The sequence below is a fragment of the Pseudomonas sp. GW101-3H06 genome, from assembly GCF_059424605.1.
On sequence record NZ_JBWKZO010000001.1, the window covers coordinates 187,263 to 211,079 of the forward strand.

The window sequence follows — 23,817 nt, forward strand, 5'->3', positions numbered from 1 at the left end:
TCTGATGCCCAATCGTCTCCCTGTCACCGTCCTGTCGGGCTTTTTAGGGGCGGGAAAAAGTACACTTCTTAATTACGTACTACGTAATCGTAATAATCTGCGGGTTGCTGTAATCGTCAACGATATGAGTGAAATCAACATTGACGGCAGCGAAGTCCAGCGCGATGTCAGCCTCAATCGCGCAGAAGAAAAGCTCGTGGAAATGAGCAACGGTTGCATTTGCTGCACCCTGCGCGAGGATCTGCTGGAGGAGGTAAGCAAACTCGCACGGGACGGTCGCTTCGATTATCTGTTGATCGAATCCACGGGTATTTCCGAACCGCTGCCTGTTGCGGAGACGTTCACGTTCCGCGACGAAAACGGCCAGAGCCTCACCGACATCGCGCGACTCGACACCATGGTCACTGTGGTCGACGGCATGAATTTCCTGCTCGATTATCAGGCTGCCGAAAGCCTTGCTTCCCGTGGCGAAACCCTGGGTGAAGAGGATGAGCGCGCGATTACTGATCTGTTGATCGAGCAGATCGAATTCGCTGACGTCATCCTGATCAGCAAGATCGACCTGATCAGTAGCCGCGAACGCCTGGAGCTGATGGCGATCCTCGAACGGCTCAACGCACAGGCGCAAATCATTCCGATGGTCATGGGCGAAGTGCCGCTGGAGAAGATCCTCAATACCGGACGCTTCAACTTTGAGAAAGCCGCGCAGGCACCGGGCTGGCTGCGGGAACTGCGCGGTGAACATGTACCGGAAACCGAGGAGTACGGCATCGCCTCTCACGCTTATCGTGCGCGTCGTCCCTTTCATCCACAGCGTTTTTTCAACTTCATCGACCGGCCGTGGCCCAATGGCAAGTTGCTGCGTTCCAAGGGCTTTTTCTGGCTGGCGAGCAAACCCATGGACGCCGGCAGCTGGTCGCAGGCAGGTGGGTTGATGCGCCATGGTTATGCCGGACGCTGGTGGCGTTTCGTGCCGAAGAATCAATGGCCGCAGGATGCAGAAAGCACCGCCGCCATCATGAAAAACTGGGCCGCTGCCTCCGGTGATTGCCGACAGGAACTGGTGTTCATCGGCCAGGACATTGATTTCGCAAAGCTCATTGCCGAACTCGATGATTGCTTGCTGACCGACGATGAAATGGCAATGGGTGAAGAGGGCTGGCAGAAGCTGCCGGATCCGTTTGGTCCCTGGTTTGAAGAGGTCGCCTGACCGACGACTGAGCTCAAGGCTTGAGCCAGGTTCCCTGGCTCTTGGTTTCACAATACGGCTTCAGATATGCCGCATCCGTGGCAACGCCGTAATAGTGAATATCCTGCCGGTAAGGCATATTGGCGACTTGGGCGTTGCTGCATACGCCGAACGCCCCGCTGGGGCACAGGTCGACGTACTGCACCTCGACTTTCTGCCCGGCCAGGTTTGGCTGGCAGAATCCGCCGGCGAACAGTTTTTCCGGGATATTGCGGTTTTGCTGGCAGACTTTAACGTCGAGCCGTTCCGCCTGGCTGTGGACTACGCAGGCCTGGGCCAGCGCCTCGCCGCTAGCAAGCGACAGCAGTAGCGACCATCCCATCCACCGCATCCTTACCTCCTCAGAACCTTCGATCATGTTGCAGAACATTCCCACCCACGTCATCGCCGGACCCTTGGGGGCCGGTAAGACCAGCCTGATCAGGCACCTGCTGGCGCAACGTCCTGACGGTGAGCGCTGGGCGGTGTTGATCAACGAATTTGGCCAGATCGGCCTCGACGCTGCGCTGCTGACTCGCGATGCCGATGGTATCGCACTGGGCGAAGTGGCCGGGGGCTGTTTATGTTGCGTCAACGGCGCACCGTTTCAGATTGGGCTCGGCCGGCTGCTGCGCAAGGCCCGGCCGGACCGCCTGTTTATCGAGCCATCTGGTCTGGGCCATCCGGGGCAGTTGCTCATTCAGCTGAATGAAACGCCGTGGCGAGGTGTACTAAGTGTACTGCCTTGTGTACTGGTTTTGGACGCTCAGGCGCTTGCGGACGGCAAGTTGCTGCCGCAGGCGCAACAGGAGGCGCTGAACAATGCCGGGCTGCTGCTGATGAATAAATCGGAAAATCTTGATGAGGCTGATCGCCGGCGCCTCGCCAGTCAGCTACCGGTTCGACCGTTGTACTGGACGCAACAAGGAATGCTGCCATTGAGCGAACTGCCCGGCCTGGAGGCTAGGGCCGTGGCGGGTGTGGATAACTTTGTTGTGCCCAAGGGACTGGCGCAGGTTCCGGCGATCTGGACTGATCCGGCCTTTCCGATTTGTTTGAGTCAGGAACAGGAGGGCGGCTGGAGCGTTGGCTGGCGTTGGCACCCGAACCAGACATTCGATTTGGCACTTGTCGAGCAGTGGCTTGAAGGCCTTGCCTGGCGAAGGGCGAAGCTGGTTATCCACAGTGGCCAAGGCTGGGTGTCGGCGAATGCAGTGGATAACTCGATACGGGAATGGCAGCCGAGTGAATGGCGGCAGGATTCGCGGGTTGAATTGATTTTCAGTGAGTCGCAGGAGGTTGATTGGCTGCAGAGAGGTTTGGCGGAATGCAGGGTTCAATAGAACTAGCGGGTTTCTGTATTGCGGCTAATGGCCCATTCGCGAGCAGGCTCGCTCCCACATTTGGGAATGTGCTCCCCTGTGGGAGCGAGCCTGCTCGCGAACTGACGACATCAATCATCAAGGCCGCCACTTGTTATGTTCCTGCCGCCAATGGCTCAGTTCGATCACCTGGGCGCTGGGCTTGACCACGTCGGCGACGGGCGGGGTGTCGTCGAACGGCATCGGGTAGGGCGCCAGTTCGATCTGCACACTGTGGGGGCCGAACTGGGTGATCGTGCCGTTATGACGACTTTCGCCGGTGACGGTGAATTCGAAGTTATACACACGGGCCAGGCGCCGCCGGCCGCTGGCATCCTTGATGAACGCGATTTTTTTCAGCGCCACGTTACCATCCAGCAATTCGATCCCGACGTTGCTGCAATGCTGCTTGACCCGCTCCAGTGCACGTTCGCGCAAACCGTGGTTGTGCCACAGCCAGGCGCCCGCGGTGGCAAGCAGCATCAGCACGAAAATATTTCCAAGGGTCAGCATCAACAGGGCGCTCCAACAAGATAGTGTCAGCTTAACTGCGTCGCCGGTCTGTCGTACAGGCTGCGTTTAGTCGCATACTGCGCTGCTCGAATTTCAATCGTTTTACGGAAACTCACCGCATGAAACGTACGCCCCATCTGCTCGCTATCCAGTCCCACGTGGTGTTCGGTCACGCCGGCAACAGTGCCGCGGTTTTTCCGATGCAGCGGGTCGGGGTGAATGTCTGGCCGCTCAACACCGTGCAGTTCTCCAACCATACACAGTACGGCCAATGGGCCGGCGACGTGCTGGCTCCGCACCAGATCCCCGATCTGGTAGAAGGTATCGCGGCGATTGGCGAGTTGGGCAATTGCGATGCGGTGTTGTCGGGTTACCTCGGCAGCGCGGCGCAGGGTCGGGCCATCCTTACAGGTGTTGCGCGGATCAAGTCGATGAATCCCAAGACGCTCTACCTGTGCGACCCGGTGATGGGCCATCCGGAAAAAGGCTGCAGCGTACCGGCGGAAGTCAGCGATTTCCTGCTGGAGGAGGCCGCCGCCGTAGCCGACTTCATGTGCCCGAATCAACTGGAACTCGACAGCTTCTCGGGGCGCAAGCCGCAGTCGCTGTTCGACTGTCTGGCGATGGCGCGGGCGCTGCTGGCGCGTGGGCCGAAAGCGGTGCTGGTCAAGCATCTGGACTACCCGGGTAAAACGCCGGGCGTCTTCGAAATGCTGTTGGTGACGGCCGAAGGCAGTTGGCACCTGCAACGTCCGCTACTGGCGTTTCCGCGTCAGCCGGTAGGCGTTGGTGACCTGACTTCTGGATTGTTTCTGGCGCGCGTCCTGCTGGGCGATAGCCTGGTAGCTGCTTTCGAATTCGCGGCGTCGGCGGTACATGAGGTGCTGTTGGAAACTCAGGCCTGCTCCAGCTACGAGCTGGAACTGGTGCGGGCGCAGGACCGGATCGCCCATCCCCGGGTGCGGTTCGAAGCGACACCGATCAGCCTCTGATCGGCGTTGATCCCATTCGTGAGCAGGCTCGTCTCCCACATGGATGTACAGATCCTCTGTGGGAGCGAGCCTGCTCGCGAAGACCATCTCAAGCGCGCCATCAATCGGCCTGATGCACCTCAGGCATCACCCTTGATTTCCTGATACCGCTTTTCCAGTTCCTGACGAATCTGACGACGCTGCTGGGCCTGGATGTAGCGGCGCTTGTCTTCGCTGTTTTCCGGTTGCAGAGGTGGTACTGGCGCGGGTTTACGCTGGTCATCCACCGCCACCATGGTGAAGAAGCAGCTATTGGTATGGCGTACCGAGCGCTCGCGGATGTTCTCGGTCACCACCTTGATACCTACCTCCATCGAGGTGTTCCCGGTGTAGTTGACTGAAGCAAGGAAGGTCACCAGTTCGCCGACATGGATCGGCTCACGAAATATCACCTGGTCCACCGACAGGGTCACCACATAGCGGCCGGCATAGCGGCTGGCGCAGGCGTAGGCGACTTCGTCGAGGTACTTGAGCAGGGTACCGCCGTGAACATTGCCAGAGAAGTTGGCCATGTCGGGGGTCATCAATACCGTCATCGACAGCTGGGCGTTTCCGGGTTCCATAGCGTTCTCACGGATCAAGGCAGGGTTTGAGGGATGCACCTCTGCGGGTGCCTGCATGGTTTTTTCGAACCAACAGTTATCGGGACGCCGGACGGTAAGCCGCCGTCACGCCGGATCGATCTGTTTCCATATATTGCACCGCATTTCTGCCGGAAGTCGCGGTGTTACCCTGCAAAAGCCCACCCCAAAAGGCAAATTCCTACACCAAAAACGAATTTCTACTTTTGCTCAATCGGACATTTCCCGCGTCTGCGATTGAACGTTGTACAAACAAGGAGCCCCACACCATGCATGCCATCAGTTTTATTCAGGATCTGGCAGTGATCATGTTGGTCGCAGGTGTGGTGACCGTACTGTTCCACCGCTTCAAACAGCCGGTGGTGCTGGGCTACATCGTTGCCGGCTTCATCATTGGTCCGCACACGCCGCCGTTCAGCCTGATCCATGACGAAGGCACCATCAAGACCCTGGCGGAACTCGGGGTGATTTTCCTGATGTTTTGCCTGGGCCTGGAGTTCAGCTTGCGCAAGCTGTTCAAGGTCGGCGCCACGGCGTTTATCGCGGCGTTCCTGGAAATCGTGCTGATGATCTGGATCGGCTACGAGATCGGTCGCTGGTTCGACTGGAACACTATGGATTCGTTGTTCCTCGGCGCGATCCTGGCCATTTCCTCGACCACCATCATCGTCAAGGCACTCAATGATCTGAAGATGAAAAACGAGCGCTTTGCGCAGCTGATTTTCGGTGTGCTGATCGTTGAAGACATCCTGGGCATCGGCATCATCGCCTTGCTTTCGAGTATCGCGGTCAGCGGAACGGTCAGCTCGGGCGAGGTATTTTCCACCGTTGGAAAACTCTCGCTGTTCATGATCGTCGCGCTGGTGATCGGCATCTTGCTGGTTCCGCGACTACTGGCCTATGTGGCTAAGTTCGAAAGCAACGAAATGCTGCTGATCACCGTGCTGGGCCTGTGTTTCGGTTTCTGCCTGCTGGTGGTCAAACTCGAATACAGCATGGTACTCGGCGCATTCCTGATTGGCGCGATCATGGCCGAATCCCGGCAGTTGCTGAAAATCGAGCGCCTGATAGAACCGGTTCGCGACTTGTTCAGCGCGATTTTCTTCGTGGCGATCGGGTTGATGCTAGACCCGATGATTTTGCTGCAGTACGCCTGGCCAATCGCAGTGATCACGTTGGCGGTTGTACTCGGCAAGATGTTGTCCTGCGGTCTGGGTGCCTTTATCGCCGGCAATGACGGACGCACCTCATTGCGAGTGGGGATGGGGCTTTCGCAGATTGGCGAATTTTCCTTCATCATCGCCTCGCTGGGCATGACCCTGCAGGTCACCAGTAACTTCCTTTATCCGGTGGCCGTGGCGGTTTCGGTGCTCACCACGTTGATGACGCCCTATTTGATCCGCGCGGCCGACCCATTGTCGATCAAGCTGGCCGCGGTGATGCCGCAACGGCTGGCTCGAGTTTTGGGGATGTATGGCGAATGGTTGCGCAGCATTCAGCCGCAGGGAGAGGGTGCGTTGCTGGCCTCGATGATTCGGCGGATCCTGCTGCAGGTGGGGGTCAATCTGGCGTTGGTGATTGCAATCTTCTTCGCGGGCGCTTACTTCGCTGAGCGAATGTCTACTTACCTGCAAGACTGGATCAGCGACCCAAGCTGGCAGAAAGCGCTGATCTGGGGTGGGGCGCTGCTGCTTTCGCTGCCCTTCCTGATTGCCGCGTATCGCAAGCTCAAGGCGCTATCGATGTTACTGGCGGAAATGGGTGTGAAACCGGAGATGGCCGGACGTCACACGCAACGAGTGCGTCGGGTGATCTCCGAAGTGATCCCGATTCTTTCGCTGTTGGTGATTTTTCTGCTATTGGCAGCCTTGTCGGCCAGTATTCTGCCGACCAACAAGTTGCTGGTGCTGATCGCCATCGTAGCCGCCGCCGTGGCTGCGCTGCTGTGGCGCTGGTTCATCCGCGTTCACACGCGTATGCAAGTGGCCTTGCTGGAAACCCTGGACAATCACAAGGATTCGCCAGGGCACTGACCCGGTGGGGCGTCAGCTGAGTCAGCTTTCCAGCCAGACGTCCCGCGCCCAGTGCCACACCGACTCCCAGGTTTCTTCGGCGATCAGCTCTTCGTCGCCCAGCCACAACACCACGGTGCCGTCTTCTTCGACACAGTAGTAGTTATCGCCATCCTGGCAGATCGGGATCAGGCTGCGATCGACGCCCGCATCCCAGGCGTTGGCAGCAACGTCCGGCAGGTAGGTGTGGGATTGCGGGTCGGTGACGGTGACCGGTTCCAGGCTGCCGTAGACCACGTCGCTGACAGTCAGCAAAAACTCTCTGAAGACAAATGGAATGTCGATGAACAGTTGTTCTTCGATTTCGACCAGCAGATCTTCGTCGGGCAACTCCAAGGGGACCGGTACCGGTTCGTTGGCTTCACGCAGTTGTTCGATGATTTCTTCCACGTCCGGGATCCTCTTGCTTGTATGGCGCGGTTTATATGGGGCGGTTTATACAGTAGCTCGCTATAGATGCAATCGCGAAATAGAAAAACCCCGGCAAGCCGGGGTTTTTATTACAGCGTATCAAGCGCGGAGGGTGATCAGCCGTTCTGGCGGATACCTGCCACCAGCCAAGGCTGGTTTTCGCCCTGGGCGCGTTCCATGTTCCAGCTTTCGCTAAACACTTCGCCCTGGTCGAAACGCGAGGTTTTCGAAACGCCGCTGAAGGTCAGGGTGGCGATGGTCTTGTCGGCGCGGTCATCCACACCGTCCAGTTGCACATTGAGGTTATCAATGTAGGTGGACTGGAAGCCGTCGCCCAGATCGGCACGTTCGCGCTTGAGGAACTCCAGCATCTGCGGGGTCACGAACTCGGCGATCTTGTCCATTTCATTGGCATCCCAGTGCTGTTGCAGGGACTGGAAGTGGTTGCGGGCTGCTTCAATGAAACTCCTCTCATTGAACCAGGCCGGTGCATTGATGACCGGACGTGCGGCAACCGGTGCAGCCGAGCCGCCGAAGATCGAACCGCCAGCAGGCTTCTGTTCGAACGCTTCACGCTGCATCGGCGCGTGACCAGCCGGAGCGAACTGCTCCTGCTGCTTGCGGCGACGGGCGGCGATGAAACGGAAGACCAGGAACGCGATGACCGCCATGATCAGGATGTCGAGGATCTGCATGCCCTGGAAGCCGTCGCCCATGAACATGGACGCCAACAGGCCACCGGCGGCGATGCCGGCCAGAGGACCGAGCCAGCGCGAGGCGCCGCCGGCCTTGGCAGCAGCGCCAGCGGCACCGGCAGCACCAGCGGTCGCCGCGGCGCCGCCCATGCCAGGAGAAGAAGGAGCCATTTGGCTGGTCTGGTGAGTCGGCGCAGCGCCTGCGCTTTTGCCACCACCGAAGCGCTTGGCGGCATTGACGTCGAGACTCATCGTCAGGCCGATGCACAACGCCATGGCGATGCTAAGAAAACGTTTCATAAAGGGAATTCCCATTTGTGGAAGGCACGCGCGCCATGTTGCACAGCTGAAGTGTTACTGGCTAGCGGCAGAGTGTTTCGGGCTTTTGCCTGACAGGTTCGGTTCAGCTTCAGTCAGCGCAATAAGCTTGTTAACTTTGGTCTGTAAGATGAGTGGATAAGTTCTGTAGGACAGATGCCTAGCGTCGCAGCGTCAACATCACAACACCTGCCGTGATCAGTCCGATTCCGCCCCATTGGCGCAGATCGAGTTTTTCACCCAGCAGGATCACGCCGAGCACGGCCACCAGAACCACACTGAGTTTGTCCACTGGAGCGACCAGGGACACAGGACCGACGTTTAATGCGCGGAAGTAGCAAATCCACGATGCGCCGGTAGCCAGGCCAGACAACAGCAGGAACAGGTAGCTTTTGGAAGATATCGATCCTAATGCTTGATATTGGCCCGTGGCGTACAAAATCAAGGCCAGGCTGACCAGGACCACGACCGTTCGCAACAATGTGGCGAAGTCAGAGTTGACGTTTTCGACACCGATCTTCGCGAAAATGGCGGTCAACGCCGCAAAGACGGCCGATAACAAGGCCCAGAATGTCCAGGAAGAAAAGAAGCCTGAGCCCATGACTTTTCCTTTCAGTTCAGCCAATGCATAACCCTGTGGGAGCGGGCTTGCTCGCGAAAGCGTCAGGCTAGTCGACATTGATGGTGCCTGATCCACCGCATTCGCGAGCAAGCCCGCCCCTCATTGGTCCTTCAGCGATCTTTAGATCGCCTCCAGCTTGGCATACCCCAGCATCAGCCACTTGCTGCCTTCACTGAAATTCACCTGAACCCGCGCCTGTGCGCCGGCGCCTTCGAAGTTCAGGATCACACCGTCGCCGAACACCGAGTGTCGTACCGCCTGGCCGAGACTGAAACCGGTCTGCGGGATTTCGCTGCCGCCGAACAGACTGCTGGTACTTTGCTGCTGACCACTGCCGAATGGACGGCTGACGCTGTTGGAAAGCCGTACTTCCTGGATCAGACCTTTCGGCACTTCGCGTACGAAACGCGAGACCTTGTTGTAGGTTTCGCTGCCATACAGGCGTCGCGTTTCAGCATAGGTCATCACCAGGTTATGCATGGCGCGGGTGACACCGACATAAGCCAGGCGACGTTCTTCCTCCAGGCGACCGGGTTCTTCCAGGCTCATCTTGTGCGGGAAAAGCCCTTCTTCCATGCCCACCAGGAACACATAGGGGAATTCCAGGCCCTTGGCGCTGTGCAGGGTCATCAGCTGAATGCTGTCTTCGTGCTCGTCGGCCTGGGTATCCCCGGCCTCCAGCGAAGCGTGACCGAGGAACGCGGCCAGTGGCGTCAGATCCTCGTCTTCTTCACTGTTTTCGAAGTTGCGCGCGGCGCTGACCAGTTCCTCAAGGTTTTCTACTCGAGCCTGGCCTTTCTCACCTTTTTCCGCTTCGTGGTAAGCGATAAGCCCCGACTGCTCGATGACGGTCTGGGTCATCAGGTGCAGCGGCATGTCCATGCACTTGGCAGCGAGGTTTTCGATCAGCTCGATAAACGCACCCAGTGCGCTGGCGGCGCGACCGGTAAGGCCCTTGTTGGCCACCAGTTGGCGCATCGCTTCCCACATCGACACATCGCTGTGGCGCGCATGGTCGCGAATCGCTTCGACGGTTTTTTCGCCGATGCCACGGGCCGGCACGTTGATCACCCGCTCCAGCGCGGCATCGTTGCCTCGGCCTTCGAGCAAGCGCAGATAAGCCATGGCGTTCTTGATTTCAGCCCGCTCAAAGAAGCGCTGACCGCCATAGATACGATACGGAATACGCTCACGCAATAAAGCTTCTTCCAAAACGCGCGATTGGGCGTTGGAGCGGTACAAAATCGCGATATCGCTACGCGCCAGGCCGGTTTTCAGCGCACTTTCAATGGTTTCGACAACGTAGCGGGCTTCGTCATGCTCGTTGAACGCGGCGTACAGGTTGATCGCTTCGCCTTCGCCGCCATCGGTCCATAGCTCCTTGCCCAGACGACCGGTGTTGTTGGCGATCAGGGCATTGGCAGCTTTCAGGATGCCGGCGGTGGAGCGATAGTTCTGCTCCAGTCGAATGGTTACGGCGTCGGGGAAGTCTTCGGAATACTGGTAGATGTTCTCGATTTTTGCCCCGCGCCAGCCGTAAATCGACTGATCGTCGTCGCCAACCACCATCAGGCTGTCGCCACCCTTGGCCAGTAGGCGCAACCACGCGTATTGCACGGCGTTGGTGTCCTGGAACTCGTCCACCAGAATGTGCCGGAAACGCTTCTGATAATGCGCCAGCAGCCCCGGGTGATCGCGCCACAGGTCGAGGGCACGCAGCAGCAGTTCGGAGAAGTCGATGACACCGGCGCGCAGGCACGCGGCCTCATAGGCCTCGTAGATGCTGCGCATGGTCGCCAGGAACAAGTCGCCGCTGGCTTGAATGTGTTGCGGGCGCAGACCTTCGTCTTTCTGCCCGTTGATGAACCATTGGGCCTGGCGGGCCGGCCAGCGTTGCTCATCCAGACCGAGCTCGCGAATCACCCGCTTGACCAGCCGTTGCTGGTCGTCGCTGTCGAGAATCTGGAAGGTCTGGCTCAGCCCGGCTTCCTGCCAGTGCGCCCGCAGCAACCGGTGCGCAAGGCCGTGAAAGGTACCGACCCACATGCCGGCCGGGTTGATGCCCATCAGCTGCTCGATGCGTTGGCGCATCTCGGCAGCAGCCTTGTTGGTGAACGTCACCGACAGGATGGAGTGGGGCGACGCGTTTTCGACCTGGATCAACCAGGCGATACGGTGCACCAGCACTCGGGTTTTACCGGAACCAGCACCGGCCAGGACCAACTGACGACCCACGGGGGCCGCTACGGCCTGGCGTTGGGCATCGTTGAGGGAATTCAGCAGAAGGGAGAGATCATCGCGCATCGGGGCATTCTAGGGGGCGGCGACACACCGGGCAAACCCCGCTTTGCTTTAGCCGATAAAAGATGCGCGCGGGACGACCGGTCAGTCATCGCCTGCAAGCGTTGGCCGCTCTACGCTGGCGGCTTGGAGGGCGTGTCGGGCGGTCGGTGCTTTTGTCTGTTTTTTGATCTGTAGCAGTTTGGTACGGGCACTGCCTTGTGTATGCTCCGTCGATGTTTCGGGCTCATGCTCATCATTATAAGAACAAGAACATTGCCTATGACCCTCAGCTCCGATCTGTCGGGCCCCTCTGTGGAGCCCCGGGTTATCCGAAAGCAATACGCCATGGAAATGGCGGTTGAGCGCACGCGCCTGCTGTATCAGGGTTCTTTGCTGCCCACTTTGTTCATGTTGACTAATGGTCTGGTCTGCGCCGGTTTGCTCTGGAGCCCGCAGCGCTACTTCCTGGTCTCGGTCTGGCTGGTGTGGTTGCTGTCATTGGTGGCGTTGCGGGTGATTCAGGTGGCCGCCTTCGATTCGGCGATTCCCAACCGCCAGGCCCATCCGATCTGGCGACGCATGTTTTTACTGGGTTCGGGGCTCACCGGCCTGACGCTGGCTGGTGCGGGCATCGCCCTGGTTCCCGCCGACAATTTCATCCAGCAAGCCTGGGTTTTCGGCCTGATTGGCGCGGCGGCCCTTTCAGCCAGCGTTGCCTACGCCGTCAGCCTGCCAGCGTTTCTGTCGTTCACCTTGCCCTGTTTATTGCCCGCCATCGCCTACATGTTTTGGGGGCAGGAGCAGGGCTGGGGCTGGTTTGGACTGATATTGCTCGGCGCATTGAGCGTGGTCGCCTGGCAGGTCAATCGGCTGATCGATAGCGGCATGTTGCGGCGCTTCCAGAATCAGGCGCTGATCGAGCATCTGCAGCGGGCGCAAAATTGCAGCGATCAGCTCAACAAAGAGCTGGCCAGGGAAGTCGACCAACGTCGGCGTGCCGAAGACGAGTTGCGTGAAATCCAGGTCGACCTGGAAACCCGCGTGGCCCAGCGCAGCCTGGAACTGGACGCCGCCAACCAGGCATTGAGCAAGAGTGAAGCGCGTCTGGCGCTGGCATTGAAGGCCAGTGAGCTGGGACTGTGGGACTGGAACCTGCAGACCGACGAAGTCCATCACACGCACATTCAGGAATTGTTCGGCCTGGAGCCGGAATACGTGAGGGCGATGTTGCGCCACCTCAAGCCCCGTTTGCATCCCGAGGATCTTCCGACACTGAGAAAGGCGTTGGTCGAGCATTTGAAGGGCCGAACCGAGGATTATCAGATCGAATACCGCGTGCGTCATGGCGACGGTCACTGGGTCTGGATCGAAGATCGAGGGCGGGCGGTCGAGCGGGCCGAAAACGGCCGGGTGGTCCGCATGGTGGGCACTCGCCGTGACATCAGCGTCAGCAAGGCACTTGAAGAGCAGCAGCAATTGGCGGCGACGGTTTTCGAGGCAGCCAGCGAAGGCATTGTGATTTTCGACCCCAACTACGCCCTGATCGCCGTCAATCAGGCCTTCAGCCGCGTTACCGGTTATAAGATCGAAGACATGCTTGGGCGCAATGTCGTCGAATTGCCCTGCAGCCGCGACGCTCGCCGTCATTACGCAGCGATTCATCAGGCACTGGATCAGCACGGCAGCTGGCAGGGCGAACTGGTGGAAACCCGCAAGAATGGCGAGATGTATCCGCAATGGCTGCAGTTGAATACTGTGCGCGATAACCGGGGAAAGGTTAGCCATATCGTCGGCTTCTTCGCAGATCTCTCCGCTCGCCGAGAATCCGAAGAGCGGATGCGCTACCTGACCCATTACGACGAACTCACCGGCCTGGCCAACCGTTCGATGTTCCGCGAGCGGCTCAGCGAGGCGTATCAGCGTGTGCGTCAGGGCGGCTATCGCAGCCTGGCGCTGCTACACATCAATCTGGACCGCTTCAAACAACTCAACGACAGCTTGGGTCATGAGGTCGCCGACCAGTTGTTGCAGAAAATGGCCCGGCGACTGGTCAATGCGCTGCCCGAGGCGGACACCATCGCGCGTTTGTCCGGCGATGAGTTTGCGGTGCTGTTCAACTCCTATGGGAACCTGTCGAGCCTGGCGCGGGTGGCTACACGTTTGGCGAACAAGTTGCGTTTGCCGGTGACGGTCGAGGGGCATGAACTGGTGGTCAGCGCGTCAATGGGCATCAGTCTGTTGCCGGACAATGCCCGGGAAATTTCCGCGTTGGTCAGCCAGTCGAACATGGCCATGCAACATGCCAAGCATTTGGGAGGCAACAACTTCCAGTTTTACACTGACAGCCTGCAAGCGAGCACGCTGGAACGCTTGCAGCTGGAAAACCAGTTGCGAAAAGCCGTCGAAGAGAAGCAGTTGAAGGTTTTTTACCAGCCGAAACTGTGCCTCGCTACGGGCAAACTGAATGCCGCCGAGGCGCTGGTGCGTTGGGATCATCCAACCATGGGGCGCGTGCCACCGGGAGACTTCATCGGCCTGGCCGAGGAAACCGGGCTGATCGGCCCGATTGGCGAATTCGTGTTGCGCCAGGCGTGCTGGCAAGCCTGTGAGTGGCAGCGGTTGGGGCTTGAACCGATTCGGGTATCGGTCAATTTGTCGGTGCACCAGTTGCGCCAGGGCAAACTGGTCAGCCTCGTGCGGCAGGTGCTGGAGGAGACCGGACTGGCACCGCATTACCTGGAACTGGAACTCACTGAAAGCCAATTGCTGGACAGTGTCGAGCACATCATTGCGACCTTCCAGCAGCTGCGTGATCTGGGCGTAAAGCTGGCGATCGACGATTTCGGCACCGGTTATTCATCCTTGAGCTACCTCAAGCGCATTCCAGTGGATTACGTGAAGATCGATCAGGCGTTTATTCGCGGGTTGGGAGAGGGTACAGAGGATGCAGCGATCACCCGGGCAATCATTGCCATGGCCCATGGGCTGTCATTAAAGGTAGTGGCCGAAGGCGTGGAGCGGCGGGAGCAGTTGGATTTCCTCAAAACCGAGCACTGTGATGAGGTGCAGGGGTATCTCATCAGCCGGCCGATAGAGGCGGACGGATTGGCGGCGCTACTACGTGAACAGGGCATGGATTGAAGGGGCAATCCCGTCGACCGCTTTTCGAAGGTCGACGGGCTGCCTGAGGCAGGTGTTTCTTAGTGGGTGATCAGAACTTTGTCGATATGATGCAGTAACTCGCCTTTATAGAAGATGCTAACGCTGGGGACATTCGAGTTGCCCATTACTTTGTATTCAACAAACTTTTCGGTTTCAACTTGCAGCGATGGTTCATCGGATGTTTCCAGTTTTAGTTCCAAGCGCACATTGAATGACTTGTCCTGTACTTTCATGTATTCCAATGTGGGTGTGGCACCGCTGTGGGGCACGGTTACCGTGCCATAGACGCGGAAGGACGGGCTGCCGGGCATCCGGTCGATTTGTGCGGTCCAGTTATTGGTTTTAATGCTCATGCTTAATAACTCCTGTAATTAATTTGTGTTGCTTCCTGCCGGGTCAATATATCCATCCAAAATGGAGTGTGCGAAGTAATTGAGGGTTGGGTTTGTAAACGTGTATGTTTTGGTAAGTTGTCGGAAATTAATCAGGCGTTGAATTCATATGAACGATAAATGGGCGTAGTGCCTTTTGAAGTCGTGCAGTGGTGACGTGCTTGAGCATCCCGCGCGATGGCTACATGAGGCGCGAGCACCTGAAATCGAGGGATCTGGTTACTCATTGAGCAGGCAAAAAGCTGATTCATGTAGTATAACTACAAGCGTGCTACATCCCCGGCACCTGCCAATAACAAAGAGTCCAGCCCTTTGAATCTGCTGCAACACATCGCCCAGTCTCGCCACCTGTTACGCAAATCGGAGCTCAAGGTCGCCGATCATGTGCTGCTTGACCCTGCGGCCGTGATGCACAGCTCGATGGCCGACCTGGCCCATAGTGTTGGCATCAGCGAACCGACCATCGTGCGTTTTTGCCGCGCCATCGGCTGCTCCGGGTTTCAGGACCTGAAGTTGAAGCTGGCCCAGAGCCTGGCGGCAGGCGCAAGTTTCGGGCAGTTTGCAATCCATGAAGATGATTCGGTCGCCGACTACAGCCTGAAAATCTTCGACACCACGCTGCATACCCTGATGGAGGTTCGTGAGAAGCTCGATCCGGTGGAGTTGCAGCGTGCGGTGACGCTGATGTCCCAGGCTCAGCGCGTGGAGTTCTACGGCTTCGGTGCTTCGGGTGCGGTAGCGGCAGATGCGCAGCACAAGTTTTTCCGTTTGCTGCTCACAGCGGCAGCGTATTCCGACCCGCACATGCAAGCGATGTCGGCGGTGACCCTGAAACCGACCGATGTGGCGATCTGTATTTCCCAGTCCGGGCGTTCCAAGGACCTGCTGATCACCGCCAACCTGGTGCGTGAAAGCGGGGCCTCGTTGATCACCCTGTGCCCGAGCCAGACACCGTTGGCCGAGTTGTCGACCGTCAACCTGGCGATCGACGTGCATGAGGACACCGAAATCTATACGCCGCTGACCTCGCGAATCGCCCACCTGGTGGTGATCGATGTGCTGGCGATGGGCGTGGCCATGGCGCGTGGACCGAGCCTGGTCAACCACCTCAAGAGCGTGAAGCGCAGTCTTCGCAGTCTGCGGTTGTCGCCGAAGTCGGTGAAGGCGCTGGACGATTGAACATCAAAAAAAGCGGAAGGTCGTTCCGGCCTTCATATCGCGTGCAGGCTCGCTCCACGGGGGATCTTCAGTGCTGCATAGAATCTGCCCACGCCACATAACCTGTGGGGGCGAGCCTGATTGCAAAGGCGTTATTGAATTCACCACAACATTCATCAGCCTGTAACCCCCAAGCCGCCAAACCGTCATCCCCCGTGCCTATCTTGAAACTCCCGTATTCGCCTTGGGAGTCTTGAAAATGGCCTTGCCCTACGAAGAACGCAACAGCGCCGTCAAAACCCGTCGTCAGCAGGAAGACCAGCGCCGCATGGAGTTTCGCCGCGCCATCGAGGATCGTTGCGAACGCCGTCAGCTTCTCGCCGAAATTGGCGATTTTCCTGAAGAGTTCGAACTCAATTACTGGCAGGCGGCCTCGACAGCTTCCCGTCGAAACGCTCAACCAGGCCGCTGATCTGCACCCGTTCGCTGCGCACAAACGCAAGGAATGCGTGAGCCACCGGTGACAGCCGCTTCGCCTTGGCCTGCACCAGGCACCAACTTCGGTACAGTGGCAGTTCTTCGACCGGTAACTCGATCAAACCCCCGGTCGCCAGCTCCAGGTTCAGGGCGTGGCGCGTCAACAGCGCAACGCCCAATCCCGCCAACACACATTCACGCTGGGCTTCGGCTGACGAGACTTCCTGAGTCTGGTTGAAGTGCACGCGCTTTTCCTTGAAATACTCTTCGCAAGCCAGACGCGTACCGGAGCCGGTTTCGCGCAGGAGCAGGGTGTAAGGTTCAAGATCTTGCAGGCGCAAGGGTCCCATGTGGCACAGCGGGTGATCAGGCGGTGCGACAGCGACGATGGGGTTGTTAAGGAACGGCAGGAACTCCAGGCCCATGTCTTGCGGCACCATGGACATGATCACCAGGTCATCCCGGTTATCGGAGAGGCGTCGAATGACCTGGCCGCGGTTGACCACTGTCAGTTGCAGGTTCACTTCCGGATGCTGGCGCTTGAACGCAGCAAACAGGTGGGGGACGAAGTATTTGGCACTGGACTCCACCGCCAGTTTCAGCTGTCCCTGTAACGAGCCCTGCATGTCGGAAAGCTGCATGTCCAGGTTTTCAAGACGCCCGAAAATGTCCCGGCTGGCGCGTTGCAGCGCTTCGGCCGCTTCCGTCATGTAGAGTTTTTTGCCGACGTAATCGAACAAAGGTTGGCCAATCAGCTCCTCGAGTTGCCGAATCTGTAGGCTGACGGCCGGTTGTGTGAGCGACATTTCGTCGGCTGCGCGGCTGTAGGACCTCAGGTCACAGACTTCGTTGAAGATCTGCAATTGACGCAACGTCATACGCATCAAGGACTTACGCATTTTTTATTTTCTCGCCGCAGGCTGATGAGCTAACTATAAGTCTTTACTTATGCGTGACCCAATTATTATTCATTTTTGTTAATCCCTTGTGAGCGCTAGTGTGGGCCTGCGACCAAATTGAAACATTTGGTCACGCGTCGACCTGGTCTAGCGGGTCGTGGGTGCCACCGGCTCAAGGGAATTTCCAAGTGATAACAAAGATCCTGATCGCCAACCGTGGTGAGATTGCCGTACGAATTGTGCGTGCTTGCGCCGAAATGGGCATTCGCTCGGTCGCGATCTATTCCGATGCCGACCGCCATGCCCTGCATGTGAAGCGTGCAGACGAGGCCCATAGCATTGGCGCCGAGCCTCTGGCGGGTTACCTCAACCCGCGCAAGCTGGTGAACCTGGCTGTGGAAACCGGTTGTGATGCATTACACCCCGGCTACGGTTTCCTTTCGGAAAACGCGGAGCTGGCGGATATCTGCGCCGAACGCGGTATCAAATTCATCGGTCCATCGGCTGAAGTCATTCGCCGCATGGGCGACAAGACCGAAGCTCGCCGTAGCATGATCAAGGCGGGCGTGCCGGTCACTCCAGGCACCGAAGGCAACGTCTCGGGCATCGAAGAAGCCCTGAGCGAAGGCGATCGCATTGGTTATCCGGTGATGCTCAAGGCCACTTCCGGTGGTGGTGGTCGCGGTATCCGTCGCTGCAACAGCCGCGAAGAACTCGAACAGGCTTTCCCGCGGGTCATCTCCGAAGCCACCAAGGCCTTCGGTTCCGCGGAAGTGTTCCTGGAAAAATGCATCGTCAACCCCAAACACATCGAAGCACAGATCCTTGGTGACAGCTTTGGCAACGTGGTGCATCTGTTCGAGCGTGACTGCTCGATCCAGCGCCGCAACCAGAAGCTGATCGAGATTGCTCCGAGCCCGCAACTGACCCCTGAGCAACGCGCCTACATTGGCGACCTGTCGGTACGTGCGGCCAAAGCCGTGGGTTACGAAAATGCCGGCACCGTGGAGTTCCTGCTCGCCGAGGGCGAGGTGTACTTCATGGAGATGAACACCCGGGTGCAGGTTGAACACACCATCACCGAAGAAATCACGGGTATCGACATTGTCCGCGAGCAGATCCGCATTGCTTCCGGGCTGCCGCTTTCGGTGAAACAGGAAGACATTCATCACCGTGGATTCGCCCTGCAATTCCGGATCAATGCCGAAGACCCGAAAAACAACTTCCTGCCGAGCTTCGGCAAGATCACCCGTTACTACGCACCCGGCGGTCCCGGTGTACGTACCGACACGGCGATCTACACCGGTTACACCATTCCGCCGTTCTACGATTCGATGTGCCTCAAACTGGTGGTGTGGGCGTTGACCTGGGAAGAGGCAATGGACCGTGGCTTGCGAGCTCTCGACGACATGCGTGTGCAAGGGGTCAAAACCACCGCCGCCTACTACCAGGAAATCCTGCGCAATCCGGAATTCCGCAGCGGCCAGTTCAACACCAGCTTCGTTGAAAGCCACCCTGAATTGACTAACTACTCGATCAAGCGCAAACCCGAAGAGCTGGCCCTGGCCATCGCTGCCGCCATCGCTGCCCACGCAGGCCTGTGAGGAATAGAACAATGAGCAAGAAGATTCATGTAACCGACACCATCCTGCGCGACGCCCACCAATCGCTGCTCGCGACCCGCATGCGCACTGAAGACATGCTGCCGATCTGCGACAAGCTCGACAAAGTCGGCTACTGGTCGCTGGAGTGCTGGGGCGGTGCGACGTTCGACGCCTGCGTTCGCTTCCTGAAAGAAGATCCGTGGGAGCGTCTGCGTCAACTGCGCGCGGCGTTGCCTAATACCCGTTTGCAAATGCTCCTGCGTGGCCAGAACCTATTGGGCTACCGCCACTACAGCGATGACGTGGTCAAGGCCTTCGTCGCCAAGGCTGCGGTCAACGGCATCGACGTATTCCGTATCTTCGACGCCATGAACGACGTGCGTAATCTGCGCGTGGCCATCGAAGCGGTGAAAGCGGCGGGCAAACATGCCCAGGGCACCATCGCCTACACCACCAGTCCGGTGCACACCATCGACGCATTTGTGGCACAAGCCAAGCAAATGGAAGCGATGGGTTGCGACTCGGTGGCGATCAAGGACATGGCCGGTTTGCTGACGCCATACGCCACTGGCGAACTGGTCAGGGCGTTGAAAGCCGAGCAGTCGCTGCCCGTGTTCATCCACTCCCATGACACAGCTGGGCTGGCCACGATGTGCCAGCTCAAGGCCATCGAAAACGGTGCCGACCACATCGACACAGCGATCTCCAGCTTCGCTTCGGGCACCAGCCACCCAGGCACCGAGTCGATGGTCGCCGCCCTCAAAGGCACCGAGTACGACACCGGCCTGAATCTCGAACTGATTCAGGAAATCGGCCTGTATTTCTACGCCGTACGCAAGAAGTACCACCAGTTCGAAAGCGAATTCACCGCCGTCGATACCCGCGTACAGGTCAACCAGGTTCCGGGCGGCATGATCTCCAACCTGGCCAACCAGCTCAAAGAGCAGGGCGCCCTTAATCGCATGAGCGAAGTGTTGGCAGAGATCCCGCGTGTTCGTGAAGACCTCGGCTTCCCGCCACTGGTGACCCCGACTTCGCAGATCGTTGGCACCCAGGCGTTCTTCAACGTACTGGCCGGCGAGCGCTACAAGACCATCACCAACGAAGTGAAGCTGTATTTGCAAGGCGGCTACGGCAAGGCGCCGGGCGCCGTGAACGAGAAACTGCGTCGTCAGGCCATCGGCAGCGAAGAGGTGATCGACGTTCGCCCAGCTGATCTGCTCAAACCGGAAATGGCCAAACTGCGTGCTGATATCGGTGCATTGGCCAAGTCTGAAGAAGACGTGCTGACCTTTGCCATGTTCCCGGACATTGGCCGCAAGTTCCTCGAAGAGCGTGCCGCCGGCACCCTGACACCGGAAGTATTGTTGCCAATTCCTGAAGCTGGTGGCGTCGCTTCGGCCGGCGGTGAAGGCGTTCCGACCGAGTTCGTTATCGACGTTCATGGTGAAACCTATCGCGTCGACATCACCGGTGTCGGCGTCAAGGCTGAAGGCAAGCGTCACTTCTACCTGTCCATCGATGGCATGCCGGAAGAAGTGGTGTTCGAACCGCTCAACGAATTCGTCAGCGGTGGCAGCAGCAAGCGCAAGCAAGCCACTGCACCGGGCCACGTCAGCACCACCATGCCCGGCAACATCGTCGATGTGCTGGTCAAGGAAGGCGACACCGTCAAGGCGGGCCAAGCGGTGCTGATCACCGAAGCGATGAAGATGGAAACCGAAGTCCAGGCCGCCATCGCCGGTAAAGTCACCGCCATTCACGTGGCCAAGGGCGATCGGGTCAACCCTGGCGAAATCCTGATCGAGATCGAAGGTTGAATTAACAACCTCGGTACAACGCTTTAAACCTCGGGGGGGCATGTGCTCCCCTTTTTTTTGCTTGCAAATCCGTCCTCAAAAACGCCGCATACCATTGTGGGAGCGGGCTGGTTGATCAGAAACTCATTTGCCACTGCCCGATCAAACCGTGATTGCGGCTGTTGTTGCCGATTTCCCCGCTGTATCCGATGCCCAGCGAATGACGAGCCGAAATGCCCACATCCAGCCCTGCCTCCAGCACCAGGCTGTCCCGATCCAGCGAAACGCCATCGACACTGAACGCCGTGCCACCCGTCACAAATGCCTGCCGCGTCGAGTTGCCGACATCGCCGTAGGTGTGTTTCCAACCGGCGGTCATGCGTGGGGTCAGGCTCATGCCGTTTTCCAGGCTGCTCAGGTGGGCCAGGCGCAGACCGACGGTGGTGCTGAAGTTGTCCTGGGTTTGTCCCTCGACTTGCAGGGCGGCGGTCCCACCTTTTTCCTGATAACTGTCGCGGTGATAGCGCTGGTAGCCCAGGTTGGCAAACGGCTCGGCGCTCAGACGGCCATTGCCCATGGCGTAACCGATTTCAGCGAAAGCCTGCTGACTGTCAGCGTCGTAGTCGCCTTTGGGGCGGTCGCTGAAACCGTTGAACGCGATGGTGCGTTTGCTCTCGCCCTGATGGCCGCTGTAAGCCGCGCCGAAGCGCAGGGCCAACGGGCCATTTTGATGTTGCGCGTACACACCGGCGTGCCAGCTCTCGACGTTGCCATCGACGCCCGTGGCATCCAGATCGGTCTTCGAATAACCGCCGAGCACGCCCAGGCGCCATTGTGGATTCAGTGACCAGTCTGCACCCAGCACGCTGCCTTTGGTGCGTTGCTCCAGACCGCCGCTGCCGTGCTCATCGTCGAGTTTTCCGTAGCCGCCAATGGCCTGCAGCCAGAGACGGCCGCGAGCGTTCGGGTCGTTCAAATGGCGGGCTTCGGTCGGTACGCCACTGGCGGCGAGGACTGGCGTGTCGCGTTGATCGAGGCCGACCATCAAGCTTGGGTTGCCGCCCATTTGCTGCATCGCCGACAGCATGCTGGCGCCGACCTGACTGCTGGCGCCGAGTGTCGCACTGGTCAGATTGGCATTGCTGGCGCCGCTCAGTTGTTCAATCGCCGCGCCGGCCGTAGCGTTGGTGGTGTTCAACAAGGCGTTATACAGCGCGTTGTTCTTGCCCAGTGAAGCCAGGCTGTTGGCGGCGTTGCTGCCGTTGCCGGTGACGGCGAATTCATTGAAGGCCACGTCGTTACGGGTATAGGTCAGATCGACCTGGGTTGACGTGTAGGCAAGCGTTGGTGTGAGGAATGCGTAGTCACTGGTGACCGTGCCGAACGTGCCGTTGATGCGTGCGGCTTGCAGCACGGTGTAGTGGCTTTGCCACGGATAGGTACCGCTGCCGGGATTGACCGCCAGGGTCGCGCCATTGAGGTTGGCCGTGCCGCCGACCTGCACCGGGGCGCTGCTGCCGTCGGCATTGACGCCATAGGCGAGGGTCGATGCGCGGCCCATGCTCAGGTCGTGCACGATGGTCGCCGTACCAAGGCTGGTGTTGGTTCGCAAGGTGCCATTGACGTCGAGGTTACCCACCGAACCTCCCCCGGCATACACACCGCCGGCATCCACCGTCAGACTACCGGCAATTGCGCCTTGGTTGATCAGCGTTGCCCCGTTACGCACAGCACCGCCGTCGCTGAAGTCGCCCTTGCCGGTGAGTGTCCAGGCGCCTTGCTTGACCTCCAGCCATTCGAAATTACGGCTGCCGCCGAAACTGCCTCCCGCCGCGTCGTCCATCACCACGCGGTCGTAACCGCTGCCGCCATCCACTGCGCCGATGAAGCGGCTGCCGTTGCGCAGGGTCAGGCTGTCGTTGCCGCCGCCGAGGTCCAGCGCCAGGCCGTTGCTACCGCTGATGGTGCCGCCGTTGGTCACGCTGTCAGCGAACTCGCCGACGAATTTCACACCGAAGCCATTGAGGCCCTGGATGGTGCCGACGTTTTCCAGGGTGGTCGCCGCCAACCCTGAGCCGCCGCTGCCGTCATCCACCAGAATCGCGCTGTCGGCGCCGCTGATCAGCGCGCCGCTGGCGTTGAGAATATAGCCGCCGCCGAGTGCGATGCCTTCGCTGCCGTTGGCGAAGCCAGCTTTGTCCACGCCACCGGCACCGACGCCCTGAATGGTGCCGTAGTTTTCGATATGGGCGATTTTGTCGATGTCTACGCCATCGCCGTCGCCATTTGGCTGCAATCCTGAATAGGCGCCGGTAATGATGCCGTGGTTGATCACCGTGCCGTCGCCATCGGAGCCGAAACCGGAGCCGTTGCGCCCGGTGATGTGTCCAAAGTTGGTCAGGGTCGCCCCCAGATCAGTGGTGATGCCGTGGCGCCCACCGGAAATGTTGCCGTAGTTGATTACTGTCACGCCGGTTGCCGAGTCGATATCGACACCGTCGAACTTCTCGTCGGCATTGTGTGAATCGCCGGTGGAGATCTCTCCGTAGTTGGTGATCGTCGCGTTGGCACCGGTCTTCATGCCGTCGCTGGCATCGCCGCGAATCAGTCCGCCCGCGCGGTTGATGATCGTGGTCGTGACCCCGTCACTGCGCAGTGCATCCAGGTCCAGGCCCTGGCCGGTGGTGGAGCGGATGACGCCGCTGTTATCGATCAACAGACTGCCGCTGACGAAATTGCTGTCGATACGCAGCGCATCGTTGAACCCCAGAATCTGCCCGCCCGCGCGGTTGTAAATGCTGTAGTTGCGCGCCTGGGTCAGGTCGCCACTGCTGTCAATCGCCCGGCCACCGGTAGAAACAATCTGCCCCGCGTTATCAATCACCACCCCGGCGCCGGCAGTACCGTCCTTGAGGCTGACGGCTTTGCCGGCATTGGTAATGCTGCCCGGCGCCGAAATCGTCAACGTGTCAGCGCCACCCAGGGTTTGCGCAGTGGTGGTGGCGGTATCGATCTGCACGGTTTTATACGGTGCCGCGAGGGTGCCGGTACTGATCGACAGAGCGATGACGAGCGCCAGGCGCTGGGGCGAGAAGGGCATTTTGGACGTCCGTTTCGTTATAAGCGGGGCGTCCTGTATAGCGGATGGTTTTTACAGATTGATGTCGGGCTGTGTTAAGAGCTTCGCGGGCAAGTCGGAACGCCGCCCGTG

Annotated in this window: 19 protein-coding genes; 9 read left to right on the forward strand and 10 right to left on the reverse strand. The window is 58.9% G+C overall.

Going from position 1 to position 23,817, the window contains the following annotated elements; genetic code table 11:
- The first annotated feature begins 4 nt into the window (after nt 1-4).
- On the forward strand, nt 5-1,210 hold the full coding sequence (gene zigA, locus AC07ZE_RS00915) for a zinc metallochaperone GTPase ZigA (RefSeq protein WP_207260096.1): 1,206 nt from the start codon (nt 5-7) through the stop codon (nt 1,208-1,210).
- Nucleotides 1,211-1,223: 13 nt separating this feature from the next.
- Here the strand turns inward: zigA and AC07ZE_RS00920 are convergent, their stop codons facing one another.
- Nucleotides 1,224-1,580, reverse strand: coding sequence for an NADH:ubiquinone oxidoreductase (locus AC07ZE_RS00920; RefSeq protein ID WP_207260097.1), 357 nt, complete (start codon nt 1,578-1,580; stop codon nt 1,224-1,226).
- Between the two features lie 25 nt (nt 1,581-1,605).
- Here AC07ZE_RS00920 and AC07ZE_RS00925 point away from each other — a divergent pair, with 25 nt between their 5' ends.
- Nucleotides 1,606-2,571, forward strand: a complete 966-nt coding sequence (locus AC07ZE_RS00925) for a CobW family GTP-binding protein (RefSeq protein ID WP_207260098.1) — start codon at nt 1,606-1,608, stop codon at nt 2,569-2,571.
- 117 nt (nt 2,572-2,688) lie between these two features.
- Here AC07ZE_RS00925 and AC07ZE_RS00930 read toward each other — a convergent pair whose 3' ends face one another.
- A complete protein-coding gene (locus tag AC07ZE_RS00930) occupies nt 2,689-3,102 on the reverse strand; it encodes a DUF3301 domain-containing protein (RefSeq protein WP_207260099.1) in 414 nt (137 codons plus the stop codon).
- A 119-nt stretch (nt 3,103-3,221) separates the two neighbouring features.
- On the opposite strand from AC07ZE_RS00930, the gene pdxY reads away from it, so the two are divergent.
- Nucleotides 3,222-4,094: a pyridoxal kinase PdxY gene (pdxY, locus tag AC07ZE_RS00935; RefSeq protein WP_207260100.1), complete on the forward strand. Its 873-nt coding sequence runs from the start codon at nt 3,222-3,224 to the stop codon at nt 4,092-4,094.
- A 119-nt stretch (nt 4,095-4,213) separates the two neighbouring features.
- Here the strand turns inward: pdxY and AC07ZE_RS00940 are convergent, their stop codons facing one another.
- Entirely contained in the window at nt 4,214-4,696 is a 483-nt protein-coding gene (locus tag AC07ZE_RS00940) for an acyl-CoA thioesterase (RefSeq protein ID WP_095194575.1), read from the reverse strand.
- Nucleotides 4,697-4,983: 287 nt separating this feature from the next.
- Here AC07ZE_RS00940 and AC07ZE_RS00945 point away from each other — a divergent pair, with 287 nt between their 5' ends.
- Nucleotides 4,984-6,747, forward strand: a complete 1,764-nt coding sequence (locus tag AC07ZE_RS00945) for a cation:proton antiporter (protein ID WP_207260101.1) — start codon at nt 4,984-4,986, stop codon at nt 6,745-6,747.
- 21 nt (nt 6,748-6,768) lie between these two features.
- Here the strand turns inward: AC07ZE_RS00945 and AC07ZE_RS00950 are convergent, their stop codons facing one another.
- From AC07ZE_RS00950 to uvrD, 4 genes are all read right to left on the reverse strand, one after another.
- On the reverse strand, nt 6,769-7,176 hold the full coding sequence (locus AC07ZE_RS00950; RefSeq protein WP_137806580.1) for an SMI1/KNR4 family protein: 408 nt from the start codon (nt 7,174-7,176) through the stop codon (nt 6,769-6,771).
- 137 nt (nt 7,177-7,313) lie between these two features.
- The gene (locus AC07ZE_RS00955) at nt 7,314-8,192 is read right to left on the reverse strand and encodes a Tim44 domain-containing protein (RefSeq protein WP_207260103.1); all 879 of its coding nucleotides are present in this window, start codon (nt 8,190-8,192) and stop codon (nt 7,314-7,316) included.
- A gap of 178 nt (nt 8,193-8,370) precedes the next feature.
- Nucleotides 8,371-8,811 (reverse strand): EamA family transporter, encoded by a 441-nt coding sequence (locus tag AC07ZE_RS00960; RefSeq protein ID WP_207267739.1) that lies wholly within the window; start codon nt 8,809-8,811, stop codon nt 8,371-8,373.
- 141 nt (nt 8,812-8,952) lie between these two features.
- Nucleotides 8,953-11,136: a DNA helicase II gene (gene uvrD, locus AC07ZE_RS00965; RefSeq protein WP_207260105.1), complete on the reverse strand. Its 2,184-nt coding sequence runs from the start codon at nt 11,134-11,136 to the stop codon at nt 8,953-8,955.
- Between the two features lie 258 nt (nt 11,137-11,394).
- Here uvrD and AC07ZE_RS00970 point away from each other — a divergent pair, with 258 nt between their 5' ends.
- Complete coding sequence (locus AC07ZE_RS00970; protein ID WP_207260106.1) at nt 11,395-14,256, forward strand: EAL domain-containing protein; 2,862 nt, start codon at nt 11,395-11,397, stop codon at nt 14,254-14,256.
- 59 nt (nt 14,257-14,315) lie between these two features.
- Here AC07ZE_RS00970 and AC07ZE_RS00975 read toward each other — a convergent pair whose 3' ends face one another.
- Nucleotides 14,316-14,630, reverse strand: a complete 315-nt coding sequence (locus AC07ZE_RS00975) for a hypothetical protein (RefSeq protein ID WP_207260107.1) — start codon at nt 14,628-14,630, stop codon at nt 14,316-14,318.
- A 351-nt stretch (nt 14,631-14,981) separates the two neighbouring features.
- Here AC07ZE_RS00975 and hexR point away from each other — a divergent pair, with 351 nt between their 5' ends.
- Nucleotides 14,982-15,848, forward strand: coding sequence for a transcriptional regulator HexR (hexR, locus tag AC07ZE_RS00980; protein ID WP_007927594.1), 867 nt, complete (start codon nt 14,982-14,984; stop codon nt 15,846-15,848).
- A 238-nt stretch (nt 15,849-16,086) separates the two neighbouring features.
- Complete coding sequence (locus AC07ZE_RS00985; RefSeq protein ID WP_207260109.1) at nt 16,087-16,299, forward strand: PA3496 family putative envelope integrity protein; 213 nt, start codon at nt 16,087-16,089, stop codon at nt 16,297-16,299.
- Here the strand turns inward: AC07ZE_RS00985 and AC07ZE_RS00990 are convergent.
- A complete protein-coding gene (locus tag AC07ZE_RS00990) occupies nt 16,241-17,203 on the reverse strand; it encodes a LysR family transcriptional regulator (protein ID WP_207260111.1) in 963 nt (320 codons plus the stop codon). The genes AC07ZE_RS00985 and AC07ZE_RS00990 overlap by 59 nt on opposite strands.
- A 188-nt stretch (nt 17,204-17,391) precedes the next feature.
- Here AC07ZE_RS00990 and AC07ZE_RS00995 point away from each other — a divergent pair, with 188 nt between their 5' ends.
- Entirely contained in the window at nt 17,392-18,807 is a 1,416-nt protein-coding gene (locus tag AC07ZE_RS00995) for an acetyl-CoA carboxylase biotin carboxylase subunit (protein ID WP_207260113.1), read from the forward strand.
- An 11-nt stretch (nt 18,808-18,818) separates the two neighbouring features.
- Nucleotides 18,819-20,627, forward strand: coding sequence for a sodium-extruding oxaloacetate decarboxylase subunit alpha (oadA, locus tag AC07ZE_RS01000; protein WP_207260114.1), 1,809 nt, complete (start codon nt 18,819-18,821; stop codon nt 20,625-20,627).
- Between the two features lie 115 nt (nt 20,628-20,742).
- On the opposite strand, the gene AC07ZE_RS01005 is transcribed toward oadA, so the two are convergent.
- Nucleotides 20,743-23,706: an autotransporter outer membrane beta-barrel domain-containing protein gene (locus tag AC07ZE_RS01005; RefSeq protein ID WP_207260117.1), complete on the reverse strand. Its 2,964-nt coding sequence runs from the start codon at nt 23,704-23,706 to the stop codon at nt 20,743-20,745.
- Nucleotides 23,707-23,817 lie beyond the last annotated feature (111 nt).